Below are 25531 nucleotides of genomic sequence, written 5' to 3'. Positions count from 1 at the left end.
GCGCCGCATGTTACTGGTTTCCGGTGCTCCCCTGTTCGGGGAGGGTGCAGGTGAGCGGTATCCGTCCGGTTTTGTCTGATGAGTTACGTGCGGATAAGGGCTGACCGGTGCGCTTGTCCGGCTCGCCGCACGGCACTTGCCGGACACGTCCGGAATTTCATGGGTCAAGTCCCTTGTGTGGCTATGGCCCCCACGTACAACATCGTCTCGCTCCCCGGCAGCGCGAGCCGCCCCGCCGCCAGGTCGGTCGCGATCCGCACCGCCCCGTGCAGCGGGTCGCCCTCGGCCGGTTCCTGCCGTGCGTGCGGCAGCCGGCGCGCCAACTCCTCTGCCAGCGGTACGAGAAGAGGGGCGCCCATCTTGAACAGCCCACCGGTGACGGCGATCCGGGGGTCCCCGCCGGCCGGGCACACCGCGGCGGCGGACTCGGCGATGTGGCGGGCGGCCGTCCGCAGGACGTCGGCCGCGACGGCGTCCCGCGTCGCGCACGCCGCGACCTCGGGTGCGAAGGAGGCGAGGACGGCGGCGCGGTCGGAGCGCGGGTAGAGGTGTCCCGGCAGCCCCGTGACCGGGCCGAACCGCTCCTCGGCGCAGGCCAGCAGCGCGGCCGAGCCGCCGTCGCGCCCGTCGTGGGCACGCAGAGCCGCCTCCAGCCCGGCCCGCCCGATCCACGCCCCGCCGCCGCAGTCGCCCAGCAGGTGCCCCCAGCCGTCCGCCCGCCGCCAGCCGGTGAGATCGGTGCCGATCGCGATCATCCCCGTACCGGCGGCGACCACGGCGCCGGGATGCGGACCGAGCGCGCCCGCGTACGCGGTGACCGCGTCCGCGGCGAGCCCGACCGTCCGTACGCCGAGCTCCCGGCGCAGGGCGCCCGGCAGTTCGGCCCGCAGGCCCTCGCCCAGGCTGGCGAACCCGGCGGCCCCGACGACGACCGTGTCCAGCCCGCTCACCCCGGCCTCGGTGACCAAGTCACGGGCGAGCGGCAGGAGTTGCTCCAGCAGATGCCCGGGGTCGATCCCCCGGGCACCCGTACGCACCGGCACCCTCGACTCCCGCTGGACCGGCGGCCGTTCGCTCCCGGGCACGCCGACGGCGACCCGGAGGCCGGAGCCACCCGAGTCGACGGCGAGGAAACCCCGCGGAGTTAAGCCGGTCACGGCAGGCGCCAGTCCACCGGCTGTCCGCCCTGCTGGATCAGCAGGTCGTTGGCCCGGCTGAAGGGACGCGAGCCGAAGAAGCCGCGGTCGGCCGGCATCGGCGACGGGCGGGCCGACCGCACGGCCGGCAGACTGCCCGGCAGCGGCCGCAGATCGCGGGCGTCGCGGCCCCGGAGGATGGACACCAGCGGCCTGCCGCGTGCGGCGAGCGCGCGTACGGCCTGCTCGGTGAGCTGCTCCCAGCCCTTGCCGCGGTGCGCGGCCGGACTGCGCGGAGGCGTCGTCAGCGCCCTGTCGAGCAGCAGCACGGCGGGATGACCAGGGCGGAGTGGCTTGATCATTGGTTGCAACAGGCTCCCCTCCTTCCCGGTGACCGACTGCGTGAGTTGCTGGACCGGCTCGATGACCTTGATGAGAAGGAAGAGTAGCGTCGAAGGCGGGCGTTCGTGCGTGGGGCTTCTGCATCTGTGCGGAACTTTGGTGTGTGCCAGTAGGGTGACGCGTTGTGGCACGACGACCCTTGCATGAACTTGTTGAAGCAGGCTGGGCGAAGGCTCTTGAACCTGCGGCCGAACGTATCGCCGCGATGGGGGACTTCCTCCGGGCCGAGGTAGCGGCCGGCCGGACATACCTTCCGTCCGGGGCGAATGTCCTGCGGGCCTTCCAGCAGCCCTTCGACGACGTTCGCGTCCTGATCGTCGGCCAGGACCCCTACCCCACGCCGGGCATGGCGATCGGGTTGAGTTTCGCGGTGGCGCCTGAGGTGCGTTCGTTGCCGGGGAGCCTGGAGAACATCTTCCGGGAGATGCACACCGACTTGGCGTTGCCCAGGCCGTCCAATGGGGACCTGACACCGTGGACGGAGCAGGGTGTGCTGCTGCTCAACAGGGCGCTGACGACGGCGCCCCGCAAGCCGGCGGCACACCGCGGCAAGGGGTGGGAGGAGGTCACCGAGCAGGCGATCCGGGCGCTGGTGGCGCGTGGCAAGCCGCTGGTGTCGATCCTCTGGGGCCGCGATGCCCGTAATCTGCGGCCGTTGCTCGGAGAGCTCCCGGCGATCGAGTCGGCCCACCCGTCGCCGATGTCGGCCGACCGCGGCTTCTTCGGCTCGCGTCCCTTCAGCCGGGCCAACGACCTGCTGATCCAGCAGGGCGGACAGCCGGTGGACTGGCGCCTGCCGTAACGCCACGGCTGTCGCAGCGCCCTGATCGCTTCGGCGAACCACCAGCAGCTCGACGCGGTGGCGGACCGTGCCGATCCCGCCGAACTCCCCCTCGCTGGCGTGCCCGTGGCCGTCAAGGACAACTTGCCCGTGCGCGGGGAGTCGACGCGGCACGGCTCCGCCGCGACGCCGGACGAGCGAGTTCGAGGCGGTCGGACTGGAGCGTGAGCCCTCGCTGCGGGTGAAACCGCCGCGGGTCGCCGCCTCGCCGGCGGCGCTGGAGTGCGTGCTGCACAGCATGCTCACGCTGGGCGACTCCACGGTGGTGTTCGGTCGGGTGGTGCACGCCGTGGTGAGCGAGGAGGTGCTCGCCGAGGACGGGCTGCCGGACATCGGGCGGCTGAGGCCGCTGGCGCGGCTGGGCCGAAACGAGTGGGGGACGCTCGGCGAGGTGCTGGGCAAGCCACGGATCCGCTGGAGCGACTGGCAGACGGGCAAGCGCAGCTGAGCACTGCCGATGCTTGGTTCTACGGCACGCGATCGGCGACTTCACACCGAGGCGAGGTCCCAGGCGGCCGCCTGGAGCCCCCCACATGTCCAAGGTCTTTTCCTGAGGAGTTCTCGGTCAGTGGGGTGCCATGACCGCTCTGGCCGCTGCCACCTCTTGGCGGAGCGGTTCCAGGACACTGCGCGGCGGTCTTGTCGGGTGGGTGGTGGGGCCGGCCGTGAGGGTGCCGGCCTCGCGGATGCCCTCGGCGAGTTCGCGCAGTTGCCCGGCCAGGTGGTGGACCTCGGCCTGCGGCGGGGGTGGTGCGCCGTGGCTGACGCGGACGCGGGCCGCGGTCGTGGCGTCGATGACGCGTTCGACGGCCACGACCACGGGCCACCATGCGGCGGCGCGGCGACCGGTGGGCGGGGGTTCGGTCAGGGCTCGCTGGAACTCGGTGCGGAGGGTGGACAGATCGCGGTAGAGGCGGTGGCGCATGCGGGCGCGCGCGACGGGGTCGGCGTCGGCGTCGGGGGCGAACGCCGTCTCGACGTACGTCGCCGTGTGCGCCACCGCGTCCGCGAGGCGGCGGCCGAGGCGGGTGCGCCAGCTCTCCGGCCAGAGGAGATAGCCGGCGACCAGGGCGATCGCGCAGCCCATGAGGGAGTCGATGAGGCGCGGGAGCAGCAGTCCCGTGCCCTGGTGGGTGAGGATGTCGATGAGGAGGAGGATCAGTGGGGTGATCACCGCGGTCTGGTAGCCGTAGCCGCGCGGGGTGAGGATCGGGATGAGCGGTGCCAGGAGGGCCAGCACCAGTACGTCCCACCAGCCGATCGGCACTTCCGCCAGCACCGCTGCCGCCAGCACCAGTCCCGCGACCGTGCCGAGCGCGCGCGTCAGGGCTCGGGAGAAGACGGAGCCGAAGTCGGGCTTGAGGACGAAGGCGACGGTGAGGGGGACCCAGTAGGAGCGGGGGATCTGGATGACGGAGACCAGGATCTGGGCGAGGGCGATGCTGAGGGCCAGGCGCAGGCCGTAGCGCCAGGAACAGGCGCACAGGACGACGTTGCGGACGGCGCGGGCGGTACGGGTGCCGAGCGCGGCCTGGCTGCCGAGGCGGTCGTCGATGCTGCGGGGGTCGACGTCGGGGGAGGTGACGACCTCGGCTGCGTGCCGCAGGGCGTGGTCGACCGCGCGGGCCGCCTCGGTGGCGGGTGGGGGCAGGGCGGGGAGTTCGAGGGTGCCTGTTTCGCCGGTTTCCACGGCGTCGGCCATGCGGCGGACCGCCTCGGGGACCTCGGGCGCCAGCGGATGGCCGGCGTGGTGGACGGCCGAGGCCGCGTCGATGACCGGGGTGAGTGCGTTCAACTGGGCCAGCAGTCGGGTCAGTTCGCGGGTGTGGCCGTGGTGGCGGACGCGGTGGGACGTGAGCAGGTCGTACGCCTGGTACAGGGCGCGGGTGACGTCGAAGCGGAGACTGATGTACCGGTCCGGGTCGCCGCAGGCAGCGAGCAGGTTCGCCGCCACGCGGTAGGCGCGCGCGACCGACACTCGCTCGGGCACTCCGGCCCGCAGCGGCCAGCCGAGCAAGGTCAGGAGCAGGACCAGCAGACCGCCGCCGGTCATCAGAACAGGCGCCAGCCACCACGGTCGGGGCAGCGGCAGGCCCGCACCGATGATGCAGTAGAGCAGGAACAGCAGGCCGGAGACTGAGGCGACCGCGCCGATCGTGGAGATCATCCCGGACAGCAGGGCGACCCCGATGACGATGCCGACGGCGTACCAACCCTGGCCGTAGGCCTGCAGGCCCAGGACGATGCCGACGGCTCCGACGAGCTGGGGGACGGCGATGTGGATGATCCGCATGCGGTAGGCGTCGACGGTGTCCCCGATGACGCCGTTCATGGCGCCCATGGAGGCGAGGGCGCCATAGGCCAGGTGCCCGGTGACGAGCCCGATCGCCAGGGGCAGCGCCACGGCGACAGCGGCCCGAGCAGCCACCGCCCAGTTGACGGGCGGCGCGGGGTGGGGGCGCAGGTTCCGCACGAGCCAATCAGGAGGGGTGAGGTCGACCGAAGACTTGCGGAACATACCGGTCATTATCGTCGCGAACCGGCTGACCGCCTCCTCGGTAGGCCAGCATGAGCATGGGGTTGCTCGCGGCTGATGTTGGTGCAGTCTTCAGTCCGGGGTGCTGAGGGGTGGACGGGGCGCCGCAACGATCCGCGTCGCGGTCGAGCCTGCCCGGGGAGGCGGCTTTCGCGGGGGTAGCGTCGCAGGCATGCACGCGATCACAGTTCCCGAACCTGGTGGGCCCGAGAAGCTGACCTGGAGCGAGGTGCCCGATCCGGTGCCCGGCGAGGGCGAGGTGCTGGTCGACGTGGCGGCTGCCGCCGTCAACCGCGCCGACATCATGCAGCGAGAGGGCAACTACGCCCCGCCGCCCGGCGCCTCTCCCTACCTCGGACTGGAGTGCTCCGGCACGATCGCCGCGCTCGGCCCCGGCGTCTGCGGCTGGTCCGTCGGCGACGAGGTGTGCGCACTGCTTTCGGGCGGCGGCTACGCCGAGAAGGTCGCCGTCCCGGCCGTCCTGCTGCTGCCCGTACCCAAGGACGTCACCCTCGACCAGGCGGCCGGGCTGCCCGAGGTCGCCTGCACCGTCTGGTCCAACGTCTTCATGGTCGCCCACCTGCGCCCCGGCGAGCTCCTCCTGGTACAGGGCGGCGCCGGCGGCATCGGCACCATGGCGATCCAACTGGCCAAGGCCATCGGCGCCCGCGTCGCGGTGACCGCCGGCTCGAAGGCGAAGCTGGAGTTCTGCGCCGAGCTGGGCGCAGACATCCTGATCAACTACCACGAGCAGGACTTCGTCACCGCGCTCAAGCAGGCCACCGACGGCAAGGGCGCCGACGTCATCCTCGACAACATGGGCGGCGGCGAGTACCTCGACCGCAACGTCGCAGCCCTCGCCGTCAACGGCCGTCTCGCGATCATCGGCCTCCAGGGCGGCACCAAGGGCGAGTTGAACATCGCCGCCCTGCTGATGAAGGAGGGGGCCATCACCGCGACCTCGCTGCGGGCCCGGCCACTGAAGGAGAAGGCCGCCATCGTCGCCGGCGTGCGCGAGCACGTCTGGCCGCTGATCGCCTCAGGGAAGATCCGCCCCGTCATCGACCGCGAACTGCCCATGACCGACGCCGCCGAGGCACACCGCCTGATGGACAGCAGCCACATCGGCAAGGTGCTGCTGATCGCACTGTAGCGGCGTCGGTCGCAAAGGGGGCCAGGGGGGGCCTTGAGAGAGGCCGCCTGTCGCCGAGCGGTACGGCGTCAGCAGTGAGACGCAGGACGAGTACGTCCTGGAGTCCCAGCGCCGCACCGCCGCAGCCCAGGAAGCGGGCCTCTTCGCGGACGAGATCGTGCCGTACGAGGGGACGAGGCTGGTCGCGGCGGAAGACGCGGATCCGGTCGCCGAACCGTTCACCGTCGCCCTGGACGAGGGGAACCGTCCGTCGACCCCCGCCGAGGGGCTAGGCGGGCTTCGTTCCGTCCTGCCCGACCGGGCCGGACACCGCGCGACGGTCTCCGCGGGGAACGCGTCGCAGTTGTCGGACGGCGCCGCGGCCGTCGTGCTCATGGAGGCGGCCGAGGCGTCGCGACGCGGGCTCGAGCCGCTCGGCACCTACCGTGGGATCGCGGTTTCGGGATGCGAACCCGATGAGATGGGGATAAGCCCGGTGTACGTGATCCCACGACTGCTGGAGCGCCACGGCCTGGGGATCGACGACATCGACCTGTGGGAGTTGAACGAGGCCTTCGCGTCGCAGGCGGTGTACTGCCGGGACAAGTTGGGCCTCGACCCCGCGAAGTACAACGTCAACGGCGGCGCGATCGCCATCGGGCACCCGTACGGCCGGATCGCCGGGCGGGCGGCGTGGCGGGCCGCCTGCCCGTCCGGCTCCCCGCGACGATGACCTTCTGTGCGAGCGGGCCGGGAGGCAGCGGGTATGACGGTGAACCGTATCGGCTTGGTCGTCCACACCGGACGGCCGGCGGCCGTGGCCGCGGCCGAGGCCGTACGCCAATGGTGCGCCGAGCACGCGGTGGCATGCACTGACATCGACGTATGGCGCGAAGGCGAGCGGCACCACGCCCGTACGGAGGTCGACGCTGCGCACGATCCGGACCTGATCGTCACTCTCGGCGGCGACGGCACCTTCCTGCGCGGTGCACGGCTGGCGGCCGAGAGCGACGCCCTGATCCTCGGAGTCAATCTCGGGCGCGTCGGGTTCCTGACCGAGGTGCCCGCACCGGCAGTGGGTACGGCCCTGGACACCGTGCTCGAAGGCCGGTTCGACGTGGAGAGCCGGATGCTGCTGACCCTGCGGACCTCGTGCCGTCTGGAGGTGCCCAAGCACATGGAGCCGCTGGTGCGCTACGGGCGCGGTCCGCTGCTGCCGCCGCCGAGAGTGCGCATGGACTGCGAGGCCAGTGACGACTGGGGCATCGCGATGAACGTCACCGCGCTGAACGACGTGGTCGTGGAGCGGCTGACGCGGGAGCGTCAGGTGTCGGTGGGCGTCTACATCGCCGGGCAGTTGCTCGCCTGTTACTCCGCCGACGCGCTGATGGTGGCCACGCCCACGGGCTCGACGGCGTACAGCTTCGCCGCCGGGGGCCCGGTCGTCTCCCCGCGCGCGGAAGGGCTGTTGTTCACGCCGGTCGCGCCGCACATGGCGTTCAACCGCTCAGTGCTGGCAGCCCCCGACGAGCCGATCGCGCTGCGGGTCCTCAAGCGCTCGGGCCCGGCCGCCGTCAGCATCGACGGCCAGGTACGCGGTCTGCTCAATCCCGGCGACTGGATCGGGGTGTACGCCGCGTCCCGCAGGCTGCGGGTGGTACGGCTCGGCCCCATGAACTTCTACACGCGGCTGCGCGAGCGCATGAACCTCACCGACGCGCCCGCCGCCGTGGCCGACGGCGGAGCCGCCCCGCTCTGGCCGGCGACCACGCCTCCGCCGGACGATGTCGCCCACCTCGCGCTGCCCACCGGTCCCAGGAAGAGCAACGGGCACCCGCTGGCCTGATCCTGCCGATCCTGCCGATCAACTGCCTGTGATCACGGTGGGGTCGACGGCGATGAGTAGCACCCGAGGGAGGCGGGCCCAACCTCCTCCTATGGCGCGTCTGCTGGGCCGCTGGCCAGTGGTCGGCGCCAGCATGCCGCCCAGCCGATCATATCGGTAGTGTTCTGGATGAATCGGCTGTCACTGCAGTACTCGGGCAAGGCCGAACCCACCCATCCGTGACGGCGGCCAACCCCCGGGGAAGGAAGCGAGCAGAGCGATGGCAAGGTTCCTGATGGTTGCCGCCGGGCGTCGACTACCGGTTGGACGCCGACGGCACCAACGACCCCGATCTCATGGCCGCGTTCAGCAACGAGGAAGAGCGGCTCAACGGCACCGCGGACGCTGCCCCCTGGCTGCTGGAGAACTTGCTGAGGTGGCGCGGCGGCACCGGTCGAGGACACCGACGCATGGGCTCCGCACGGCATGCTCTGAGGGACTCCCGCCGGTCGGATCGACGCAGTCCAGAGACGAGGAATCAAGCCGTGAGCGACGTCCGTAACGTGATCATCATCGGCTCCGGGCCCGCCGGTTACGCGGCGGCGCTCTACACCGCGCGCGCGTCGCTGAAGCCCCTCGTGTTCGAGGGTGCCGTCACCGCGGGCGGTGCGCTGATGAACACCACCGAGGTGGAGAACTACCCGGGCTTCCCCGACGGCATCATGGGCCCCGAGCTCATGGACAAGATGCGCGCGCAGGCCGAGCGTTTCGGTGCTGAGCTCAACCCGGACGACGTCGTCTCGGTCGACCTGACGGGTGACATCAAGACCGTCACCGACTCCGCGGGCAACGTGTACAAGGCGAAGTCCGTCATCGTGGCCACCGGCTCGCAGTACCGCAAGCTGGGGCTTCCGAATGAGGACGCGCTTTCGGGCCGCGGCGTCTCCTATTGCGCCACCTGTGACGGGTTCTTCTTCAGGGACCAGGACATCGCCGTGGTCGGTGGCGGTGACACTGCCTTGGAGGAGGCCACCTTCCTCTCCCGATTCGCCAGGTCTGTGACGGTCATCCACCGCCGGAACACCCTGCGCGCCTCCAAGGCGATGCAGGAGCGCGCCTTCGCCGACCCGAAGATCAAGTTCATCTGGGACAGCGAAGTGGTCGAGATCCTGGGCGATCCGAAGCTCACCGGCCTCAAGCTGCGCAACCTCAAGACCGGCGAGACCTCGGACCTGGCGGTGACGGGACTGTTCATCGCGATCGGCCACGACCCGCGCACCGAACTGTTCAAGGGCCAGCTCGACCTCGACCCCGAGGGCTACCTCGAAGTCGACGCTCCCTCCACCCGGACCAACGTTCCCGGTGTCTTCGGCGCCGGTGACGTCGTGGACCACACCTACCGCCAGGCGATCACCGCCGCCGGCACCGGCGCCGCCGCCGCTCTCGACGCCGAGCGTTTCCTCGCCGCACGCGCGGACGTGGAGAGGCCCGAGCCCGAGAAGATCCCTGCCTGACCTACTCCGCCCGCAAGATCAAGTCACGGAGCCCGCCGTGGCCGGCACCGTGAAGAACGTGACCGACGCCTCCTTCGACGAGGACGTCCTCAAGAGCGACAAGCCCGTCCTGGTGGACTTCTGGGCCGAGTGGTGCGGTCCGTGCCGCCAGATCGCCCCGTCGCTCGAAGCGATCGCGGCCGAGTACGGCGACAAGATCGAGGTCGTCAAGCTCAACATCGACCAGAACCCGACTACGGCCGCCAAGTACGGCGTCATGTCGATCCCGACCCTGAACGTCTACCAGGGCGGCAAGGTCGCCAAGACCATCGTCGGCGCGAAGCCGAAGGCCGCGCTCGTCCGCGACCTCGAGCCGTTCATCACCGAGTAACCGGCGGCGCCGTCGAGCCGACGCCACACGCTACGTCAAGGCCGCAGACCGACCGGCGCTTGCGCGTACGAAGGGGTTTGCGGCCGGTGCGGGCTGGTGGGCAGACCGTCGCTTCGTGCGTCGTGCTCCGCCACGGCCCCCGGAACGGCTCCGTTCGCCACGGCTCCGTTCGCCACGCGCCGCGCTGCGGGCGAAAATGGCGTATCCGAGGGCGTTCCATCCGCAGCGCGGCACCTGGGAGGGCTCAGCATGAGCGAACGTCACCATGTATGGCCCGCGTTGATCTACGACGATCTGGCGCCCACGATCGGATACGTCAACCGAGTCGTACAGGTCGCGGGCAAATACACCCTCGACGCGCCCTTCGAAGTCGGCTGGGGGAACATCGTGCTCGACGTCACCCCCCGCGGGCTTCGGACGCCGACGTTCTGGCAGCCGGGGGCGACCTTCTCGGTGCACTACCGTCTGCTCGACGGCGACGTGGTCATCGAGGCCGATACGGGCTCGCGGACCGTTTCACTGGCCAAGGGGTCCGTCGCCTCGTTCTACGAGGCGTTCTGCGATGCGGCGGCCGAGCTGGGCATACACCGGCCGCGCACCACGCTGATCTGCGAGATTCCGGGGTCCGCGCCGACCTTCCAGGACGATCACGTCGAACACACCTGGGATCCTCAGGCGGCTCGGCTGATGTGGGAGGCGTGGAGCCTCGCGTCCAGGGGGCTCGAGGCGTGGCAGGCGCCCTTTCTCGGGAACCATCCTCGGGTCGGTGTGATGTGGGGTGGCTTCGACCTGTCGGCGACGCGGCACAGTGCGAAGCCCGCCGAGCCGTCGCCCCACCGTCCGCCGTTCCAGCAGAACGGCGAGCTCGACGCGTATGTGGCGGTGGGATTCGCCTTCGGAGACGCCAGCGCCCCGAGCGCCGGGATGTACGCCTACATCTGGCCCCAGCCGGACGGACTCGAAAACCGCTCCTGGGGCGTCGACGGCGCCGCCTGGCACCCCGATGCCGGTCTGGTGTTGCTGCCATGGGACAAACTGGGAGAGACGGCCGACCCGCTACAGGCCATCGTGGCGTTCGGTGACGCCGTGTACGCCGCCGCCGTCGACCTGGCGGGCTGGCCGTCCGACCTCGTCGGTCCCCGCGTCGACGGCTGGTACATGAGCCAGACCCCACCGGAGGTCGTGCGGGCCCAACACCACTGAACCGACCCGCCTCGCGTGCCTCCGTTTTCTCATTCACGAAGAAGCACGCGACTGGGCGATGAGCCGGCCGATCGGGTCGGCGAGTTCGTGGAAGCTGCCCTTCACCTGATACATCTGACCGTTGATGAAGAACGACGGAGTGCCGTTGACACCGCTACGGATGCCTCCGTCGATGTCGTCCTGAATGCGCTGCGCGAACTCGTGGGTGCTGAAAGCCCGGTGTAGGCCCTCGACGTCCAGACCGAGCTTTTCGACGATTACCCGCTCGGGTGCTTGGTGCCGTTGGCGAGCGTCCAGTAGTCGACGCCCGACAGCACCATCAAGATCCTTGCCATCGCTGCTGCGGCATTGCCGGACCGGGGCATCCCACGGATGTCCGGCTCATCCAGGACATCACGCATACGTCCCGTCGGCGGTACGCCTCAATCGACGTGGCCGGGGAGGCCCCATGCCTCGGCGAGCAGCGCGAACGAACGCAACCGGTGCGCTGGGTCATGGGTGTAGGTCGTGATGATGAGTTCGTCGACCTCCAGGTCGGCGACGATCGCCTTGAGCTCGTCGACGACCGTTTCCGGGGACCCGACCGCGCGCACTTGCTGGAAGTCGTCCACGAACCGTGCGACCTCAGGGCTGAGCGCGGCCGCCAGGTCCTTGACCGGCGGTGGCAGCGGGCCGCGCCGGCCGGTGCGGATGCCTGCGGCCATCTGCTGGGCCGTGGTGAACAGATAGTGCGCCTCGTCGTCGGTCGGTGCCACGAGGACGTTGACGCCTGCCATGGCGTAGGGCCGCTTGATCTCGGCGGTGATGAACTCTGTCGAGAAGCGTGAGCGGTACAGGGCGAGCGCCTCGTGCCGCAGCTGAGGGGCGAAGTGCGAGGCGAACGCGTACGGCAGCCCCAGGTAGGCGGCGACCGCGGCGCCGTCGAGGCTCGATCCGAGCATCCACAGCGGGACTTCGGTCCCCTGCCCCGGCAGCGCCTTCACCGATGCCGGTCCCGCGTCGCGGGAACTGAGGTAGCTGTGCAGCTCGACGACGTCTTCGACGAACGTGTCCTGCGCCGCGGTGCCACGGCGCAGCGCGGCGGCCGTCACCGGGTCCGTTCCCGGGGCACGGCCCAGCCCGAGGTCGATGCGGTCACCGAACATCTCGGCGAGCGTGCCGTAGTACTCCGCCACCATCAGCGGGCTGTGGTTGGGCAGCATGACGCCGCCCGACCCCAGCCGGATACGCCTGGTGTTCTCGGCCGCCCTGCAGATGAGCAGCGACGTCGCCGAGGAGGCGAACGTGACGACGTTGTGGTGCTCGGCGTACCAGTACCGGTGATAGCCGAGCGAATCGGCTAGCTGCGCCAGCTCCACGGACTGGTTGAGCGCGGTGGGTGTATCGGTGCCGGAGGCGACCGGTACGAGGTCGAGGATCGACAGGGGAACGCGCGATGGTGTCATGTCAGCTGGTCTTTCGAATGAGACACAGGTGATCATGAGACTCCCACACACCTGACCAGCCCGCCACCGCTATGCGGCTAAATGTCGGGCCGCCGCCTCCGTGGCCTCGGCGGCCAGCTGGGCGTGGGGGTGCACGTCGTGGAGCGGCAGATGGCGCCAGACGTAGCTGACGTCGTCGACGCCCGCGAGCAGGTCGCGCAGGGCGGGCTCGGCCTGGCCGCAGTACGGGCACTCGAAGTCGCCGTACTCGACCACGGTGACCGAGGCGTCACGCGGGCCGCGGACATGGTCGCGGTCCCGGTCCACGGGCACTCGGAACAGGCGGTCTGCCCGGTCTCCGACGGGGTGGCGCCGGTCATATCGGTGATCATGTTCGGTGCTCGCAGGTCACACGGAGGCAATACGCGGGCCCCTCCGGACTCCGCCAGACACGGGCATCGCGCCTGCCGAGCCGGGCCCGCCGAAGACGGTCACCGCCGAGCTGGAGGCGATCGTCGCAGACTGGAGTCGGTCGGTGCGCTGCCGACGGGACCCATGTGTGAGGTTCTGGGTGAGCCGGACAACCGTCGGGTGCCCCGGCCCCGGCAACGCCGCATAGCTCGGACCCGAGAGACATCCTCAGAGACGTACGCGAGAACCGCGGCCACGGCCTGCGGCCGTCCGGTTGTTCGATGAGGACCCGTACGAACTCCTCGACGTCCCGGGCACCCGAGATCGCCGTGTGCCCGTTGATCACGAAGTGGGGCACACCGCGAATGCCCAGTTCGACGGCGCGCACGGACCCGTTCGAGGGGCAGCCCCCGCTGGAAGCCCTGCGCGGCGGGGCGGAGGGCGTCCTCGTCCAGAGCGGGAGCGGCAGGCACCGGCGGGCACGCTCAGCCGATGACGGCCGCGCGCACGCACAGTACGTCCGGCAGATGCGCGGCCAACTGCCGCCACGTGTCGCCGTCGTCGGCCGAGGCGAACACCTCGCCGTTGCGGTTGCCGAAGTACACGCCCGCCGGATCCGCGTCGTCCGTGCACAGGGCGTCGCGCAGCACCGTGCCGTAGTGGTCGCCGGTCGGCAGCCCGGACGTCAGCGGCTCCCAGGACTTGCCCGCGTCGTACGTGCGGTAGACCCGGCAGCGGTGGCCGGCCGGTACCCGGTCGCTGTCCGCGTTGATCGGGAAGACGTACGCCGTGTCACCGCGGCGCGGATGCGCGGCCATCGCGAAGCCGAACGTGGACGGCAGGCTGTCGCCGATGTCCGTCCAGTGCGCGCCCGCGTCGTCGCTGCGGTACACACCCCAGTGGTTCTGGAGGTACAGCCGGTCCGGATCGACCGCGTCCTGGGCCACCTTGTGCACGCACTGGCCGAACTCCGGGTTCGGGTCCGGCAGGAACACCGCCTGCACACCGGAGTTGGACGGAGCCCAGCTCGCCCCGCCGTCGGTGGTGCGGAACACGCCCGCCGTCGAGACGGCGACGGTCACCGCCCGCGGATCGCGCTGGTCGCTGACGATCGTGTGCAGCCCCTCACCGCCGCCGCCCGGCACCCACTTGGAGCGCGTCGGGTGCTCCCACAGCGGCCGGACCAGCTCGAAGCTCTCTCCGCGGTCCGTCGAGCGGTACAGGGCGGCCGGCTCGGTACCCGCGTACACCACATCCGGCTCGGCCGCCGCCGGGTGCAGCTGCCAGACCCGTTCCAGCGAGGCGCCGGTGTCCTGCGGGAACTTGACGGCGGGCCGGGCCGGTTCGGTCCAGGTGTGGCCCAGGTCGTCGGAGTGGAACACCGACGGGCCCCAGTGGGCGCTGTCCCCGCCGGCCAGCAGCCGTGTGCTGTCGCCGCGGGTGTCGATGGCGACCGAGTAGATCGCCTCGGCGTTGAAGCAGGGGCGTTCGTCGAACTCCCAGGTGCCACCTCGTCGTCGCCCGATGAACAGGCCTTTGCGGGTGCCCACCGCGAGCAGTACCTCGGTCATGCCGATCGCCTCCGGGACGTCGTCGTCACAGATAGGTCTCACGTAGTTCTCACGACACCGGCCAGTCTGCACCCCACCACTGACAGTGCCCCAGAGCGGCGGCGTCTGTGCAGGTCAGAGCCGTCTTGTCGGCCTGTCGTGTGGCTCCGGGGCCCGAGTGTGAGCAAGGCCGCCGACCGGAAGCTGAGCAACGCGAAAACAACTCAGGTGGGGGAGGACGGCGGCCCGGGCCCGTCCGTCCGCCCGTGCGTGAGGAGGACGCGGCGGTCGAGCACGCCCTGCCCCAGGAACGTACGGACCGGCGCTCGGTCACCGCCCGGCTCACCACCGTGGCGCCGGGACCCTCGGCGCGAAACCCGGTGCCCACGGCGCCACCACGGGCGAACCGGTGTGGGCGCCGGTGCGCTGGAGCGTCGCCGACGGCAGCCCGCACACCGGTCAGGCCGCGTCGCCCCTGGCAGCCGGGCCGGCACCGGAGTGGGACGCCGAGTGGGCGCGGCTGGGACCGCGGGGCGGCCGGACGACGGGGTGAGACGCGGTGACCGAACCACGCCCTGGAACGCGTGAGTTCAGTCCCGATCCGGCAGTGCGCGGCCGAGAATCGCGTCAAGGTCCGTTCCACCGGGCAGAGTTCCGAACGCGTACCCCCAGTCCCCGCCCAGTCGGCTCGCGCAGAAGGCGTCGGCGACGGCGGACGGCGCGTACCGGACCAGCAGGGAGGCCTGCAGGGTCAGGGCCATCAGTTCCACCAGCCTGCGGGCGCCCATCTGGTCGGCGTCGCCCAGCCGGTCCTTCAGCCGGTTCACGGCGGCGTCCAGCCGGGTGTCCGCCCCCCGCGCCAGGGCGAGTTCGGCGAACAGGGCCTCCGCGGTGGCGGGTTCACGGCCGAGCGCCCGCAGCACGTCGAGGGCGTTGACGTTCCCCGAGCCCTCCCAGATCGACAGCAGGGGGGCCTCCCGGTAGTGCCGGGGCATGCCGGAGTCCTCCACGTACCCGTTGCCGCCGAGGCACTCCAGAGCCTCCGCGGTGAAGGCCGGACCGCGCTTGGTGACCCAGTACTTGCCGACGGCGGTGGCGATGCGCCGGAAGACCTGCTCCCCGGCGTCCCCGCGCACCGCCCGGTCCGCCGCCCCCGCCAGCCGCAGCGTGAGCGTCGTGGCCGCCTCCGACTCCAGCGCCAGATCCGCCAAGACGTTGCGCATCAACGGCTGTTCGATGAGCCGCGCCCCGAACGCGCTGCGGTACCGCACATGGTGACCGGCTTCGACGAGCGTCTTGCGCATGAGAGTCGCGGACGACATCACGCAGTCCAGCCGCGTGCAGTTGACCATCTCGATGATGGTCTTCACGCCGCGCCCCTCGGGCCCGACCAGCCACGCCACCGTCCCGTCGAACTCCGGCTCGGAGGACGCGTTGGACCGGTTGCCCAGCTTGTCCTTCAGGCGCTGGACGCGGAAGGTGTTGCGGGTGCCGTCGGGCAGGACCCGCGGCACCAGGAAGCACGACAGCCCGTCCGGGGCCTGGGCCAGGACGAGGAACACGTCGCACATCGGCGCCGACGTGAACCACTTGTGCCCGCGCAGCGTGTACACCCCGGGCTCGGCGGTGGGCGTGGCCGTCGTGGTGTTCGTGCGGACGTCGGAGCCGCCCTGCTTCTCGGTCATGCCCATCCCGGCCAGCAGACCGCGCTTCTGGGTGGGCACACGCAGCCCGGGGTCGTACTCCCGGCTGGTCAGCAGCGGTTCGTAGACCTTCGCGAGCTCCGGCTGGGCACGCAGCGCGGGGACGGCGGCGTACGTCATCGACGTCGGACAGCCGTGGCCGGCCTCCGTGTGCCCCCACACCAACCCGCCCGCGGTACGGGCGACATGGGCGCCGGACCGGTCCTCCGCCCACGGCGCGCCCGCCAGTCCCTCGGCGACCGCGACCCGCATCAGCCGGTGCCAGCTGGGGTGGAAGTCGACCTCGTCGATCCGGATGCCGTACCGGTCGTGGGTGCGCAGCTCCGGCTCGTGCCGGTTGGCCTGCTCGCCCCACTCCTGAGCCTCGGCGCTGCCGGCCCGCAGGCCCAGCTCCCGGATGCCCGCCTCGGCCCAGCCCGCGCCCTCCCGGCGCAGGCCCTCCAACAGGGCCGCGTCCTGCGAGGCGTCGTACGGCGGCAGAGGAGGAGCCTGGTTGGTGACGTCGTGCGTGGCGTACGGAGACTGCGGCTGGGCCGGCGTCTGAGGCTGAGCGGGCGCGGGTGTCGAGACCATAAGGCTATGTTGCACCTGCTGTGCGGCCGTAGCAATGCTGCAATATGAAACGAGGTGGAAAGCGCACGTACAGTACGGGCCCATGCGGATGAACGTGACAGTGCAGCCCGGGGAATCCGGTGAGCTCGACCTGCGACCGCTGTCCGCGCGGTCGGTCGTCCTGAGCCTGCTGCTGGGCAGCCACCCGCCGGAGCTGCCGGTGAAGGAACTCGTCCGGCTGGTCGAGCCGTTCGGCGTCGGCGGCTCGACACTCCGGGCCGCGCTCAGCCGCATGGTGGCCTCCGGCGACCTGCGGCGCACCGACGCCGTCTACGGCCTCAGCGAGCGGCTGCTCGCCCGCCAGCGCCGCCAGGACGACGCTCTGCACCCGCGCACGCGCGCGTGGGACGGCGACTGGGAGATGGTCGTGATCACGGCGACCGGCCGCGTCCCCGCCGAACGCGCCGAGCTGCGCGCGAGGTTGGCCGCCCTGCGGCTGGCCGAACTCCGCGAGGGCGTCTGGCTGCGTCCCGCCAATCTGAGCCGGCCCCTGCCGGACGATCTGGGGCGGGTGGCGCAGTCGTACACCGCCCGCCCGGAGGGTTCCCCGCGGGAGCTGGCGGCCGGCCTGTGGCTGCTGGACGGCTGGGCCACCACCGCCCGCGCCCTGCACACCCATGTGACGGCGGCCGACCTCCCGGCCGACCGCCTCACCGGATTCGCGGCGGTCGTACGGCACCTGCTCACGGACCCCGTGCTTCCCGCCGAACTCCTGCCCGCCGACTGGCCGGGCACCGCCCTGCGCACCGCCTACGCGGACTACCAGCGAGAGCTCACCGGATCGGTGGCCCGGCGGGGAGTGGCACCATTGACGGCCCACGGCTGACGGCCCACGGCTGACGGCCGTACGTGTCAGCTTCCGTCGAACCGGACTCACACGGACCGGTGATACTGCTCCGGCACCCGCACATCGGCCCCGAGCTCCCGCGCCGCCTGCCGCGCCCAGGACGGGCTGCGCAGCAGCTCACGGCCCAGCAGTACCGCGTCGGCCTCGCCGTTGGCCACGATCTTCTCCGCCTGCTCGACCTCCGTGATCAGGCCGACCGCGGCGACCGGCATCGGCGTCCCGGCCTTCACCCGCGCGGCGAACGGGACCTGATAGCCCGGGCCGGTCGGGATGCGGACGCCGGAGGCGTTTCCGCCGGTGGAGACGTCCAGGAGGTCGACGCCATGCGCGTGCAGCTCGCTCGCGAAGCGCACGGTGTCGTCCGGGGTCCAGCCGTTCTCCTCCAGCCAGTCGGTCGCGGAGATACGGAAGAACAGCGGCTTGTCCTTTGGCCACACTTCCCGTACGGCGTCGACGACCTCGAGCGCAAAGCGCGTGCGGTTCTCGTACGAGCCGCCGTAGGCGTCGGTGCGGTGGTTGGAGTGCGGAGAGAGGAACGAGTGGATCAGGTAGCCGTGGGCGCCGTGCAGCTCGGCGACCTCGAAACCGGCGTCGAGCGCGCGGCGGGCCGCGGCCACGAACTGGCCGACGATCTCCTTGATCTGCTCCACGGTCAGTTCGTCCGGGACGGGGTGGCCGTCGGCGAATGCCACCGGGCTCGGGCCCAGCGGCTGCCAGCCGTGCGCCTCGGGGCCCACCGGCTCGCCGCCCTTCCAGGGCTGGTCCGTCGAGGCCTTGCGGCCGCTGTGCGCGATCTGGATGCCGGGCACCGTGCCCTGCTCGGACAGGAAGCGCGTGATCCGCCGGAACGCCTCCACCTGGGTGTCGTTCCAGATGCCCAGGTCGTACGGCGAGATCCGGCCCTCGGGCGAGACAGCGGTGGCCTCGACGATGATCAGGCCGGTGCCGCCGGTGGCGCGCGCCGCGTAGTGGGCGAAGTGCCAGTCGTTCGGAGCGCCGGCCAGCGGACCCTCGGGGGCCGCCGAGTACTGGCACATCGGTGGCATCCAGACCCGGTTGGGGATGGTCACGTCACGCAGGGTGTACGGCTCGAAGAGCGCGCTCACGGCTGACTCCATTCGTCGTTCGCCATTCGCCGACCGGCGGCACGCGGGGTCGGTGGTCCCTCGTACGATAGGCATCGTAGTACGGGAGATGTCAAACTACGAGGGCTGTCGAACTATGGGAGATGTCAAACTACGAGACATGCCGAACTACGAAGGATCTCGTACAATGGGGTGCCGACGACGAAGGTGAGCCGCCGTGACCAGTACCGCCGCGACCAGCCGCGAGCTCCCGCACCCCGAGCGCGACGAGATCCGCCTCGAAGGCGTGCTGCACGCGCTGTCCGACCCGCTGCGACTGCAGATCGTGCGAGAGCTCGCCACCGACGGTGACGAGCTCTCCTGCTCCGCCTTCGATCTCCCGGTCACCAAGTCGACCACCACGCACCACTTCCGGGTGCTGCGCGAGAGCGGAGTGATCCGGCAGGTCTACCGGGGCACGGCCAAGCTGAACGGCCTGCGCAGGGACGACCTAGAGGACCTCTTTCCCGGGCTGCTCGACAGCGTCCTCGCCGCCGCCGAGCGGCAGGCCGTCGGCCTCGGTGACGGCGGCTGAACGGGCCTTCGATTCCGGCGGGTTGAACAGCAGGTTCAGTACGACCGCCGTCAGACAGCCCGCGCTGATGCCGCTGTTCATCACCGTCTGGAACCAGTCCGGGAACTTCTCGTACACCGTCGGCACCCCGACCGGCAGCATGCCGACGGCCACCGAAACGGCCACCACCGTCAGGTTGTTGTTGCCCTTGAAGTCGACCTGGGCCAGCGTCCGCAGCCCGCTCGCCGCGACCGTCCCGAACATCACCAGACCCGCACCGCCCAGGACGGGGGCGGGAACCGCCGCCACCACCGCGCCCAGCTTGGGCAGCAGACCGAGCAGCACGAGGATGCCGCCGGCGGCGGCGACCACCCAGCGGCTGCGTACCCGCGTCATCCCGACCAGGCCCACGTTCTGCGCGTACGCCGTGTATGGGAAGGTGTTGAACACCCCGCCGAGGACGGTCGACAGCCCGTCGGCGCGCAGCCCGTCTGCCAGGGGGCGCGGCTCGACCTTCCGCCCGGTCAGCTCACCGACCGCGATCAGGTCACCGGTCGTCTCGGTCATCGTCACCAGCGCCACGACCAGCATCGACGCGATCGCCGAGGCGCGGAATTCAGGCGCGCCGAAGTGGAACGGCGTGCTGATCCCGACCCAGTCCGCTTCGCCGACCGGGCCGAAGTCCGTGAACCCGAAAGGAACGGCCACCGCGAGCCCGACGGCGATGCCGGCGAGCACCGCGACGCGGCTCAGGAACGCGGGTGCGAACCGCTGCACCCCGACGACCACCGCGAGCACGAACGCCGCGAGCGCCAGGTTCCTCGGCTCCCCGAAGTCCGGCGAACCGACGCCGCCCGCGGCCCAGTTGGCCGCGACGGGGAGCAGCGAGATGCCGATGATCAGGATCACGGTGCCGGTGACGAGGGGCGGGAAGAAGCGCAGCAGCCGCCCGAAGACCGGCGCGAGCAGCACGATCGCCAGCCCCGCGACGATCACCGAGCCGTAGATCGCGGGCAGTCCGCCGCCCGTCGTGCCGATGAGCACCATCGGCGACACCGCGGCGAACGTACAGCCCTGCATGATCGGCAGCCGTACGCCGAACCGCCAGAAGCCCACGCACTGGATGAGCGTCGCGATGCCGCACACCAGCAGATCGGCGGTGATGAGATACGCCAGATCCGCCGGCGGCAGCTTCATCGCGCTGCCCACGATCAGCGGAACCGCGACCGCGCCCGCGTACATCGCGAGCACATGCTGGAGCCCGAAGGCGGCCAACTGCCGTACGGGCGGCACCTGGTCGACGGGATGGACGGGATCGGTGGAGCCGGGGGGACCGGCGGGACCGGCTATCCGGTCCGGGGCGGACGAGGCCATGGGAACTCCAGAGCGAGCAGGGCGTCATGCGAACAGCACGAGACCGTAAGGGTGAACGCCACGAGACCGTAAGGGCCCTGAACTGTCCGTTGATTTCCGCGATGTTGCGGCTGTGTGTCGCGGTCGTTCCGTCCGCGTCCGACCGACCCGGCTACGCGTCCGCCGACCGCGCCGCGCCCAGCAGCGAGTCCCAGTCGGCGAGTTTGACCACACCGCGCCCGAGCCGGGCCCCGAGGTCCGCCTCTGCCTGCTCGATCGCCACCCAGCCACCCCACTCGACCGGCTCGGCACCCGCCGCCCGAAGCGCCGCGACGGGATCCTCGGGTACGTCCTTCCCCGCGAGCGCGGGAGCGTCTTCGAGCAGGGACGTCACCGTCTCCTTGGCGCAGGGACGGTTGCTCCCGATGACGCCCGTCGGGCCGCGTTTGATCCACCCGGCCACGTACTCGCCCGGCGACGCCGAGCCGTCCCGCAGGACCCGGCCCGCGGAGTTCGGCACCGTGCCGTTCACCGCGTCGAAGGGCAGCCCGTCCAGCGGCACTCCGCGATAGCCCACCGACCGCAGCACCAACTGCGCCTCGATGTCCACGTGTTCACCCGTGCCCGTCACCCCGCCGCGCCCGTCCGGCACCGTCCGCTCGAACCGCACCGCCCCCACCCGCCTGTCGTCGTCCGCGAGGATCTCGACCGGCCGGAGGTAGAAGTCCAGCCGGATCTGCCGAGGCGCCTGCCCGGGCGTGCGCGACGCCCACTCGCGCAGCACCTCCACGTTCCGCCGCTGGGGCGCGGGCAGCGCGGAGGGGTCCTCGTACGCTGGATCCAGCGCCAACTCGGCCGGATCCACGGTGACTTCGGTGTCGGGCAGGCTGCCCAGCTCGCGCAGTTCCTTCGTGGTGAAGCGGGCCTGGGAGGGGCCGCGCCGGCCGACCATGTGGACCTCGGCGACGCCGCTCGCGGCCAGCGCGTCCAGCGGCGCCTGCGGCATGTCGGTCGGGCTCAGCTCCGTCGGACCGCGCGCACCAGCATGCGCGTCACGTCCACCGCGACGTTGCCCATGCCGATCACCACCGCGGACCGGACGCCGCTCAGGAAGTCCTCGTCGATGGCATCGGGGTGCGCGCTGTACCAGGACACGAACTCGGTCGCCGACCAGCTGCCCGGCAGATCCTCGCCCGGGATGCCGAGATGCCGGTCGGTCGCCGCCCCCACGCAGTACACGACCGCGTGGTACATGTCCCGCAGCGCCTCCACGCTCAGCGGACTGCCGCCGCCCACCTCGACGCCGCCGAGGAACCGCACCCGGTCGTGCTCCAGCACCGACCGCAGATTCCCCTGGAGCGACTTGATCTTCTCGTGGTCCGGCGCCACGCCGTAGCGCACCAGACCGTACGGGCACGGCAGCCGGTCCAGGACATCGACCCGTACGTCGGGGTCCTGCTGGACCAGGTTCTGGGCGGTGTAGCACCCGCTCGGCCCGGAGCCGACGACAGCGACACGCAGCACGGCGGTGCTCCTAACCCTGCGGGGGAGCGCTGGTAGCTCCAGCATCGCACCGCGACGGCCCCGCTGACAGGGTCCGGCGGAGTATCGCGGAGGCGTGTCCGTGTCGTCGTAAATGTGATGATGGGGTTACGTTCCGTGCGCGACGAGCGGCCGACGGCAGGACGCCTGTCTCACGGCCCTTCTCGGCGCCCTATTCCTCTCGGCGCCCTACTCCTGCGGATCCCGCTGCTCGTCCGTGGCGAAGAACCGCGACAGGTCCTGCTCGCACGCCCCGCCGACCGGCTCGGATTCCGGCGGCACGCCCATGTCCCAGTCCAGCCGGTAGCGCTGGAACAGCTCGGCCCGCAGCACCGGAACCTGCATGGGCACCCCCGGAACGAGGGCCGAGTACGCCGCGCCCATGAGCAGGGAGCGCAGCATCAGGTAGTCGGCGGAGACGTCCTGCGAGCCGTACCGGGCGACGGTGTCGCTCAGCAGCTCGGACAGGCGCCGCTGCTCGGGGCACTGCACGAACCCCTCGGCCTGGAGGAGTCCGGCCATGTGCTGGCGCATGAGCACGGGCCGGTCCCGGGCGAGACCGAGGATCGCGTCGATGGCCCGCGCCAGCCGCTCCCGGCCGTCCTCGGTGCGCGGCTCGCGCTCCAGCGCCTCTTCCAGCGTGCGGTGCATCAGCCGGTGCACGGCGGACTGGACCAGCTGGCGCTTGCCGGGGAAGTAGTACGAGACCAGTCCGCGGGCCGAACCCGCCCGGTCGGCGATGGCGCTCAGCGTCGTGGCCTCGAACCCGCGCTCGCCGACCACCTCGACCGCCGCCTGCAGAAGCCGCTCGCGGGAGCGCCGCCGCAATTCTTCATTGACCGAGGCGCTGCGCGGGGACATGCTGGAACTCCTGCGTTGACTGGCTGTCAGCCAACTATACTCAGGGCGTCAGGTCACGCCTTCGTGCGGGCCTGTTCAGGGCTGCCGTTCGTCTGGGGCGGCACGGGGGAGCGCCTCAGACGAACGGCATGTCCGGTCAGCCCGCCAGGTCCAGGACCGGCAGCAGCGCGTCCGGCCGCTCGGCCACCGGCAGCGGGTCCACGAAGTGCACCCGGCAGCCGAGCGCGGCCGCCCCGCCGTCCGCCGGTCGGCTGTCGCCGACCATCAACACGTCCCGCGGATCGGCGCCGAGCGCCTCGCAGGCCAGCGAGAACAGTCGCGGATGCGGCTTCTCGACGCCGTGTTCGTACGACAGCACGTACGCGTCCACGTACGCGTCGAGCCCGTGCTCACGGAACACCGGGCGCAGATCCCACCCGATGTTGCTGACCACACCGACACGGACACCCCGCTGGCCGAGGACGCTCAGCACCTTCGCCGCGTCGGGGTACGGGGACCAGGCGGCCGGGGTTTTGTGCCGGTCGTACAGCGCGTCGTACAGCGCGGCATCGGGCAGCGGCACGCGACGGGCCAGGCCGGTGTACGCGGCCCGGTGCGCCTCGGAGTTCCGGTCGCGGTCCGCCCACACCTCGGCGAGATCCTCCGGTATCTCGTCCGGGTACGCGCCGCCCGGCAGGGCCCCGACGCTCTCCAACGTCCGTGCTGTCTGGACCAGTTCGGATTCGGGAAGAGCGATGCCGGCCTCGGTCAGCACGGCGCGCAGCCAGGACTCGGCGGACTCGGCGCGGAAGAGGGTTCCGGAGAAGTCGAGCAGTACGGCAGTCATGCGGGGACTGTAGCGGCGCGGGGCCCCCGCATGGTCGCCGCCGGTGCGGTGGGAGCCGGGCGTAGGGCACTTCGCCATCAGTGACGAAGAGTCCGGCGGTCCGGGTGCGCCGCGGCGCGGCCCCGCCCCCACTCGTACGCCACCACGGCCAGCGCCACCACCAGCGCGCCGAGCAGCCAGCCGCCGATCACGTCCGAGAGCCAGTGGACGCCCAGCCACACCCGGGTCAGGCCGACCCCGGCCACGGACACCACGGACGCGACCAGCGCCGTACGCCACAGCGCGCGCCCGGCGCCCAGGTGGTGCAGGAGCCACAGGAGCAGTCCGCAGACCACCGTGGCGGTCATGGCGTGCCCCGAGGGGAAGGCCGAGTAGTGGGCGGAGTCGACGGGGTTCGGCCAGACCGGGCGGGGGCGGTCGACGGCGGCCTTCAGCAACTGCTGGAACAGTGCGGCCAGCGCACAGACCACCGCCAGCCACAGGGCCGTCCACCAGGCCGACCGGCGCCACACCAGCCACACGACGGCCGCCGCGCACACCAGTCGCATCGTCAGCGGGTCCCACACCCAGTCCGTCAGGATGCGGAAGGCGTGCGTGAGGCCGCGGTCGTCGACCGCCCAGCGGTGGGTGGTGCCGGCGACATCGCCGTCGACGGACATCAGGGGGCGCCATCTGATCGCCACCAGCGTCAGGAGCAGTGCGGAACACGCGGTGAGAACGGCGGCGACGCTGACGGCGGCGCGGTGCACCGGATGGTGGGGCGAGGTGGCAACGGGCGGTGTGTCGTGGGGCGGTTGAGCCATCCTGTGATCCTCGCCGATGTGCGGGCGCACAGTCCGGGTCCGCCCCGGCGATTCGTGAGAACGGCTAGTGGAGCGCCTGGAGCCCCGGTACGAAGGCCACCAGTACCGGGATCGCGGGGACGAGCGCGGCCGCCGCGGTCAGACGCAGGCGGTGGATCGCCGGAAGGCGGTCCGGGGGAGTGAGCAGGCGGTGCACACGCTGCGGGACGTGGGCCTGCGGGGTGGGACCCGGGCCGAACACGCCCCGGCCCTCGTTGAGTTCGACGAGCGCCAGCGCCGTGGTCAGCCGGCCGAAGCGGCGCGAGGCCATGTCGTCGGCGGCCAGTTCGACCAGCCGGTGCATCTCGTCGCGGAACGCCGCGAACACCGGAACCTGCGGGAAGCCGTCCGCCAGCGCGGCCGAACAGTGCAGCAACCAGTCGTGCCGGGCCCGCGCGTGCCCCTGCTCATGGGCGAGCAGCGCGTCCAGCTGCCGCTCCTGAAGGCGCCGCAACGCCGCCGTGGTGATGACGAGTCGCGGCGCGGCACCGGCCAGCCACCAGGCGTCCGGCCGCTCGCCCTCCAGCACGACGAGTCGGTCACTGCCCGACTCCTCGCCCGGCAACTTCGGCGCGCGCACGAGGAGTTCGGCCCGTCGCAGCCGACGCCGCCTGCGGGCGCGTACGACCTCCCGGACGAGCATCGCCCCACTCCACAGCCCGCCGCACGCCAGAGCCACCGCGGTCGCCGCCGCCCAAGGACTGGTTGCCCCCAGGGCATACGCGTCCACGACCGCGGGCGGGGCCGGAGCGAAGACGTTCCCGCGCACCGACTGCCAGGCCGCGGCCGCACTGAGGGTCATCGACAGCACGCAGCACAGAAGTACGGCGGCCACGACGCACTGCCACACCCACAGCGCGACCACGGGTTCGCGGTCCGGCCAGTCGGCCCGCGCGAGCAGCCGGGGAGCGACGACGGCGGCCAGGGCGCCGAGCAGCAGCAGTGCTGCGGGGACCATCATGG

At 71.4% G+C, this 25531-nt stretch carries 21 protein-coding genes and 5 pseudogenes; 11 read left to right on the top strand and 15 right to left on the bottom strand.

Translation table 11 applies throughout. From position 1 onward, the window contains the following. Positions 1-164: 164 nt before the first annotated feature. Positions 165-1157 (bottom strand): N-acetylglucosamine kinase, encoded by a 993-nt coding sequence (locus QFZ74_RS02590; protein WP_307619144.1) that lies wholly within the window; start codon positions 1155-1157, stop codon positions 165-167. Continuing rightward, positions 1154-1472: pseudogene (locus QFZ74_RS02585) on the bottom strand (uracil-DNA glycosylase); the annotation flags it as partial. The gene QFZ74_RS02590 and the pseudogene QFZ74_RS02585, both read right to left, overlap by 4 nt. Before the next feature lie 190 nt (positions 1473-1662). On the opposite strand from QFZ74_RS02585, the gene QFZ74_RS02580 reads away from it, so the two are divergent. The 3 genes and pseudogenes from QFZ74_RS02580 to QFZ74_RS02570 all read left to right on the top strand — a co-directional run. After that, positions 1663-2340, top strand: a complete 678-nt coding sequence (locus tag QFZ74_RS02580; protein WP_307619143.1) for a uracil-DNA glycosylase — start codon at positions 1663-1665, stop codon at positions 2338-2340. A gap of 51 nt (positions 2341-2391) precedes the next feature. Continuing rightward, a pseudogene (locus tag QFZ74_RS02575) lies at positions 2392-2514 on the top strand (hypothetical protein); the annotation flags it as partial. Next, positions 2507-2827: pseudogene (locus QFZ74_RS02570) on the top strand (flavin reductase family protein); the annotation flags it as partial. The pseudogenes QFZ74_RS02575 and QFZ74_RS02570, both read left to right, overlap by 8 nt. Before the next feature lie 117 nt (positions 2828-2944). Here the strand turns inward: QFZ74_RS02570 and QFZ74_RS02565 are convergent. Continuing rightward, positions 2945-4897: an FUSC family protein gene (locus tag QFZ74_RS02565; protein ID WP_307619142.1), complete on the bottom strand. Its 1953-nt coding sequence runs from the start codon at positions 4895-4897 to the stop codon at positions 2945-2947. Between the two features lie 190 nt (positions 4898-5087). Between QFZ74_RS02565 and QFZ74_RS02560 the strand changes: the two genes are divergently transcribed. The 6 genes from QFZ74_RS02560 to QFZ74_RS02530 all read left to right on the top strand — a co-directional run bounded on the left by QFZ74_RS02560 (position 5088) and on the right by QFZ74_RS02530 (position 10959). Further along, positions 5088-6068: an NAD(P)H-quinone oxidoreductase gene (locus tag QFZ74_RS02560; RefSeq protein WP_307619141.1), complete on the top strand. Its 981-nt coding sequence runs from the start codon at positions 5088-5090 to the stop codon at positions 6066-6068. Between the two features lie 97 nt (positions 6069-6165). Further along, the gene (locus QFZ74_RS30380; RefSeq protein WP_373462461.1) at positions 6166-6780 is read left to right on the top strand and encodes a thiolase family protein; all 615 of its coding nucleotides are present in this window, start codon (positions 6166-6168) and stop codon (positions 6778-6780) included. A 33-nt stretch (positions 6781-6813) separates the two neighbouring features. Continuing rightward, the gene (locus QFZ74_RS02545; protein ID WP_307619140.1) at positions 6814-7893 is read left to right on the top strand and encodes an NAD(+)/NADH kinase; all 1080 of its coding nucleotides are present in this window, start codon (positions 6814-6816) and stop codon (positions 7891-7893) included. 524 nt (positions 7894-8417) lie between these two features. Beyond that, positions 8418-9386, top strand: a complete 969-nt coding sequence (gene trxB, locus QFZ74_RS02540) for a thioredoxin-disulfide reductase (RefSeq protein ID WP_307619139.1) — start codon at positions 8418-8420, stop codon at positions 9384-9386. 37 nt (positions 9387-9423) lie between these two features. Then, a complete protein-coding gene (trxA, locus tag QFZ74_RS02535) occupies positions 9424-9756 on the top strand; it encodes a thioredoxin (protein WP_307619138.1) in 333 nt (110 codons plus the stop codon). Between the two features lie 249 nt (positions 9757-10005). Beyond that, positions 10006-10959: a DUF5996 family protein gene (locus QFZ74_RS02530; protein ID WP_307619137.1), complete on the top strand. Its 954-nt coding sequence runs from the start codon at positions 10006-10008 to the stop codon at positions 10957-10959. 33 nt (positions 10960-10992) lie between these two features. Here QFZ74_RS02530 and QFZ74_RS30375 read toward each other — a convergent pair whose 3' ends face one another. From QFZ74_RS30375 to QFZ74_RS02510, 5 genes and pseudogenes are all read right to left on the bottom strand, one after another. After that, the gene (locus QFZ74_RS30375) at positions 10993-11217 is read right to left on the bottom strand and encodes a DsbA family protein (RefSeq protein ID WP_373462460.1); all 225 of its coding nucleotides are present in this window, start codon (positions 11215-11217) and stop codon (positions 10993-10995) included. A gap of 164 nt (positions 11218-11381) precedes the next feature. Further along, positions 11382-12404: an LLM class flavin-dependent oxidoreductase gene (locus QFZ74_RS02525; protein WP_307619136.1), complete on the bottom strand. Its 1023-nt coding sequence runs from the start codon at positions 12402-12404 to the stop codon at positions 11382-11384. An 87-nt stretch (positions 12405-12491) separates the two neighbouring features. Continuing rightward, a pseudogene (locus QFZ74_RS02520) lies at positions 12492-12716 on the bottom strand (DsbA family protein); the annotation flags it as partial. A gap of 563 nt (positions 12717-13279) precedes the next feature. After that, positions 13280-14365 carry an exo-alpha-sialidase gene (locus QFZ74_RS02515; RefSeq protein WP_307624025.1) on the bottom strand — a complete coding sequence of 362 codons (1086 nt, stop codon included), beginning with the start codon at positions 14363-14365 and terminating at the stop codon, positions 13280-13282. Positions 14366-14934: 569 nt separating this feature from the next. Continuing rightward, a complete protein-coding gene (locus QFZ74_RS02510; RefSeq protein WP_307619135.1) occupies positions 14935-16620 on the bottom strand; it encodes an acyl-CoA dehydrogenase family protein in 1686 nt (561 codons plus the stop codon). An 82-nt stretch (positions 16621-16702) separates the two neighbouring features. On the opposite strand from QFZ74_RS02510, the gene QFZ74_RS02505 reads away from it, so the two are divergent. After that, a complete protein-coding gene (locus QFZ74_RS02505) occupies positions 16703-17485 on the top strand; it encodes a PaaX family transcriptional regulator C-terminal domain-containing protein (RefSeq protein WP_307619134.1) in 783 nt (260 codons plus the stop codon). 47 nt (positions 17486-17532) lie between these two features. Here the strand turns inward: QFZ74_RS02505 and QFZ74_RS02500 are convergent, their stop codons facing one another. Next, positions 17533-18612: an NADH:flavin oxidoreductase/NADH oxidase gene (locus QFZ74_RS02500; protein WP_307619133.1), complete on the bottom strand. Its 1080-nt coding sequence runs from the start codon at positions 18610-18612 to the stop codon at positions 17533-17535. A gap of 196 nt (positions 18613-18808) precedes the next feature. On the opposite strand from QFZ74_RS02500, the gene QFZ74_RS02495 reads away from it, so the two are divergent. Continuing rightward, a complete protein-coding gene (locus QFZ74_RS02495; protein ID WP_307619132.1) occupies positions 18809-19165 on the top strand; it encodes a helix-turn-helix transcriptional regulator in 357 nt (118 codons plus the stop codon). Here QFZ74_RS02495 and QFZ74_RS02490 read toward each other — a convergent pair. From QFZ74_RS02490 to QFZ74_RS02465, 6 genes and pseudogenes are all read right to left on the bottom strand, one after another. Beyond that, positions 19082-20518, bottom strand: a complete 1437-nt coding sequence (locus tag QFZ74_RS02490) for a nucleobase:cation symporter-2 family protein (protein ID WP_307619131.1) — start codon at positions 20516-20518, stop codon at positions 19082-19084. The genes QFZ74_RS02495 and QFZ74_RS02490 overlap by 84 nt on opposite strands. Before the next feature lie 151 nt (positions 20519-20669). Further along, positions 20670-22021, bottom strand: a pseudogene (locus tag QFZ74_RS02485) (FAD-dependent oxidoreductase). Between the two features lie 207 nt (positions 22022-22228). Next, positions 22229-22900 (bottom strand): TetR/AcrR family transcriptional regulator, encoded by a 672-nt coding sequence (locus QFZ74_RS02480; protein ID WP_307619130.1) that lies wholly within the window; start codon positions 22898-22900, stop codon positions 22229-22231. A gap of 136 nt (positions 22901-23036) precedes the next feature. Continuing rightward, positions 23037-23726 carry an HAD family hydrolase gene (locus QFZ74_RS02475; RefSeq protein ID WP_307619129.1) on the bottom strand — a complete coding sequence of 230 codons (690 nt, stop codon included), beginning with the start codon at positions 23724-23726 and terminating at the stop codon, positions 23037-23039. Positions 23727-23803: 77 nt separating this feature from the next. Beyond that, positions 23804-24529: a phosphatase PAP2 family protein gene (locus tag QFZ74_RS02470; RefSeq protein ID WP_307619128.1), complete on the bottom strand. Its 726-nt coding sequence runs from the start codon at positions 24527-24529 to the stop codon at positions 23804-23806. Between the two features lie 64 nt (positions 24530-24593). Next, positions 24594-25529, bottom strand: a complete 936-nt coding sequence (locus QFZ74_RS02465) for a M56 family metallopeptidase (protein ID WP_307619127.1) — start codon at positions 25527-25529, stop codon at positions 24594-24596. Between the last annotated feature and the right edge of the window lie 2 nt (positions 25530-25531).

The sequence above is a fragment of the Streptomyces sp. V3I7 genome, from assembly GCF_030817495.1.
GTDB lineage: Bacteria > Actinomycetota > Actinomycetes > Streptomycetales > Streptomycetaceae > Streptomyces.
This window is presented reverse-complemented; position numbering and strand designations above follow the sequence as displayed.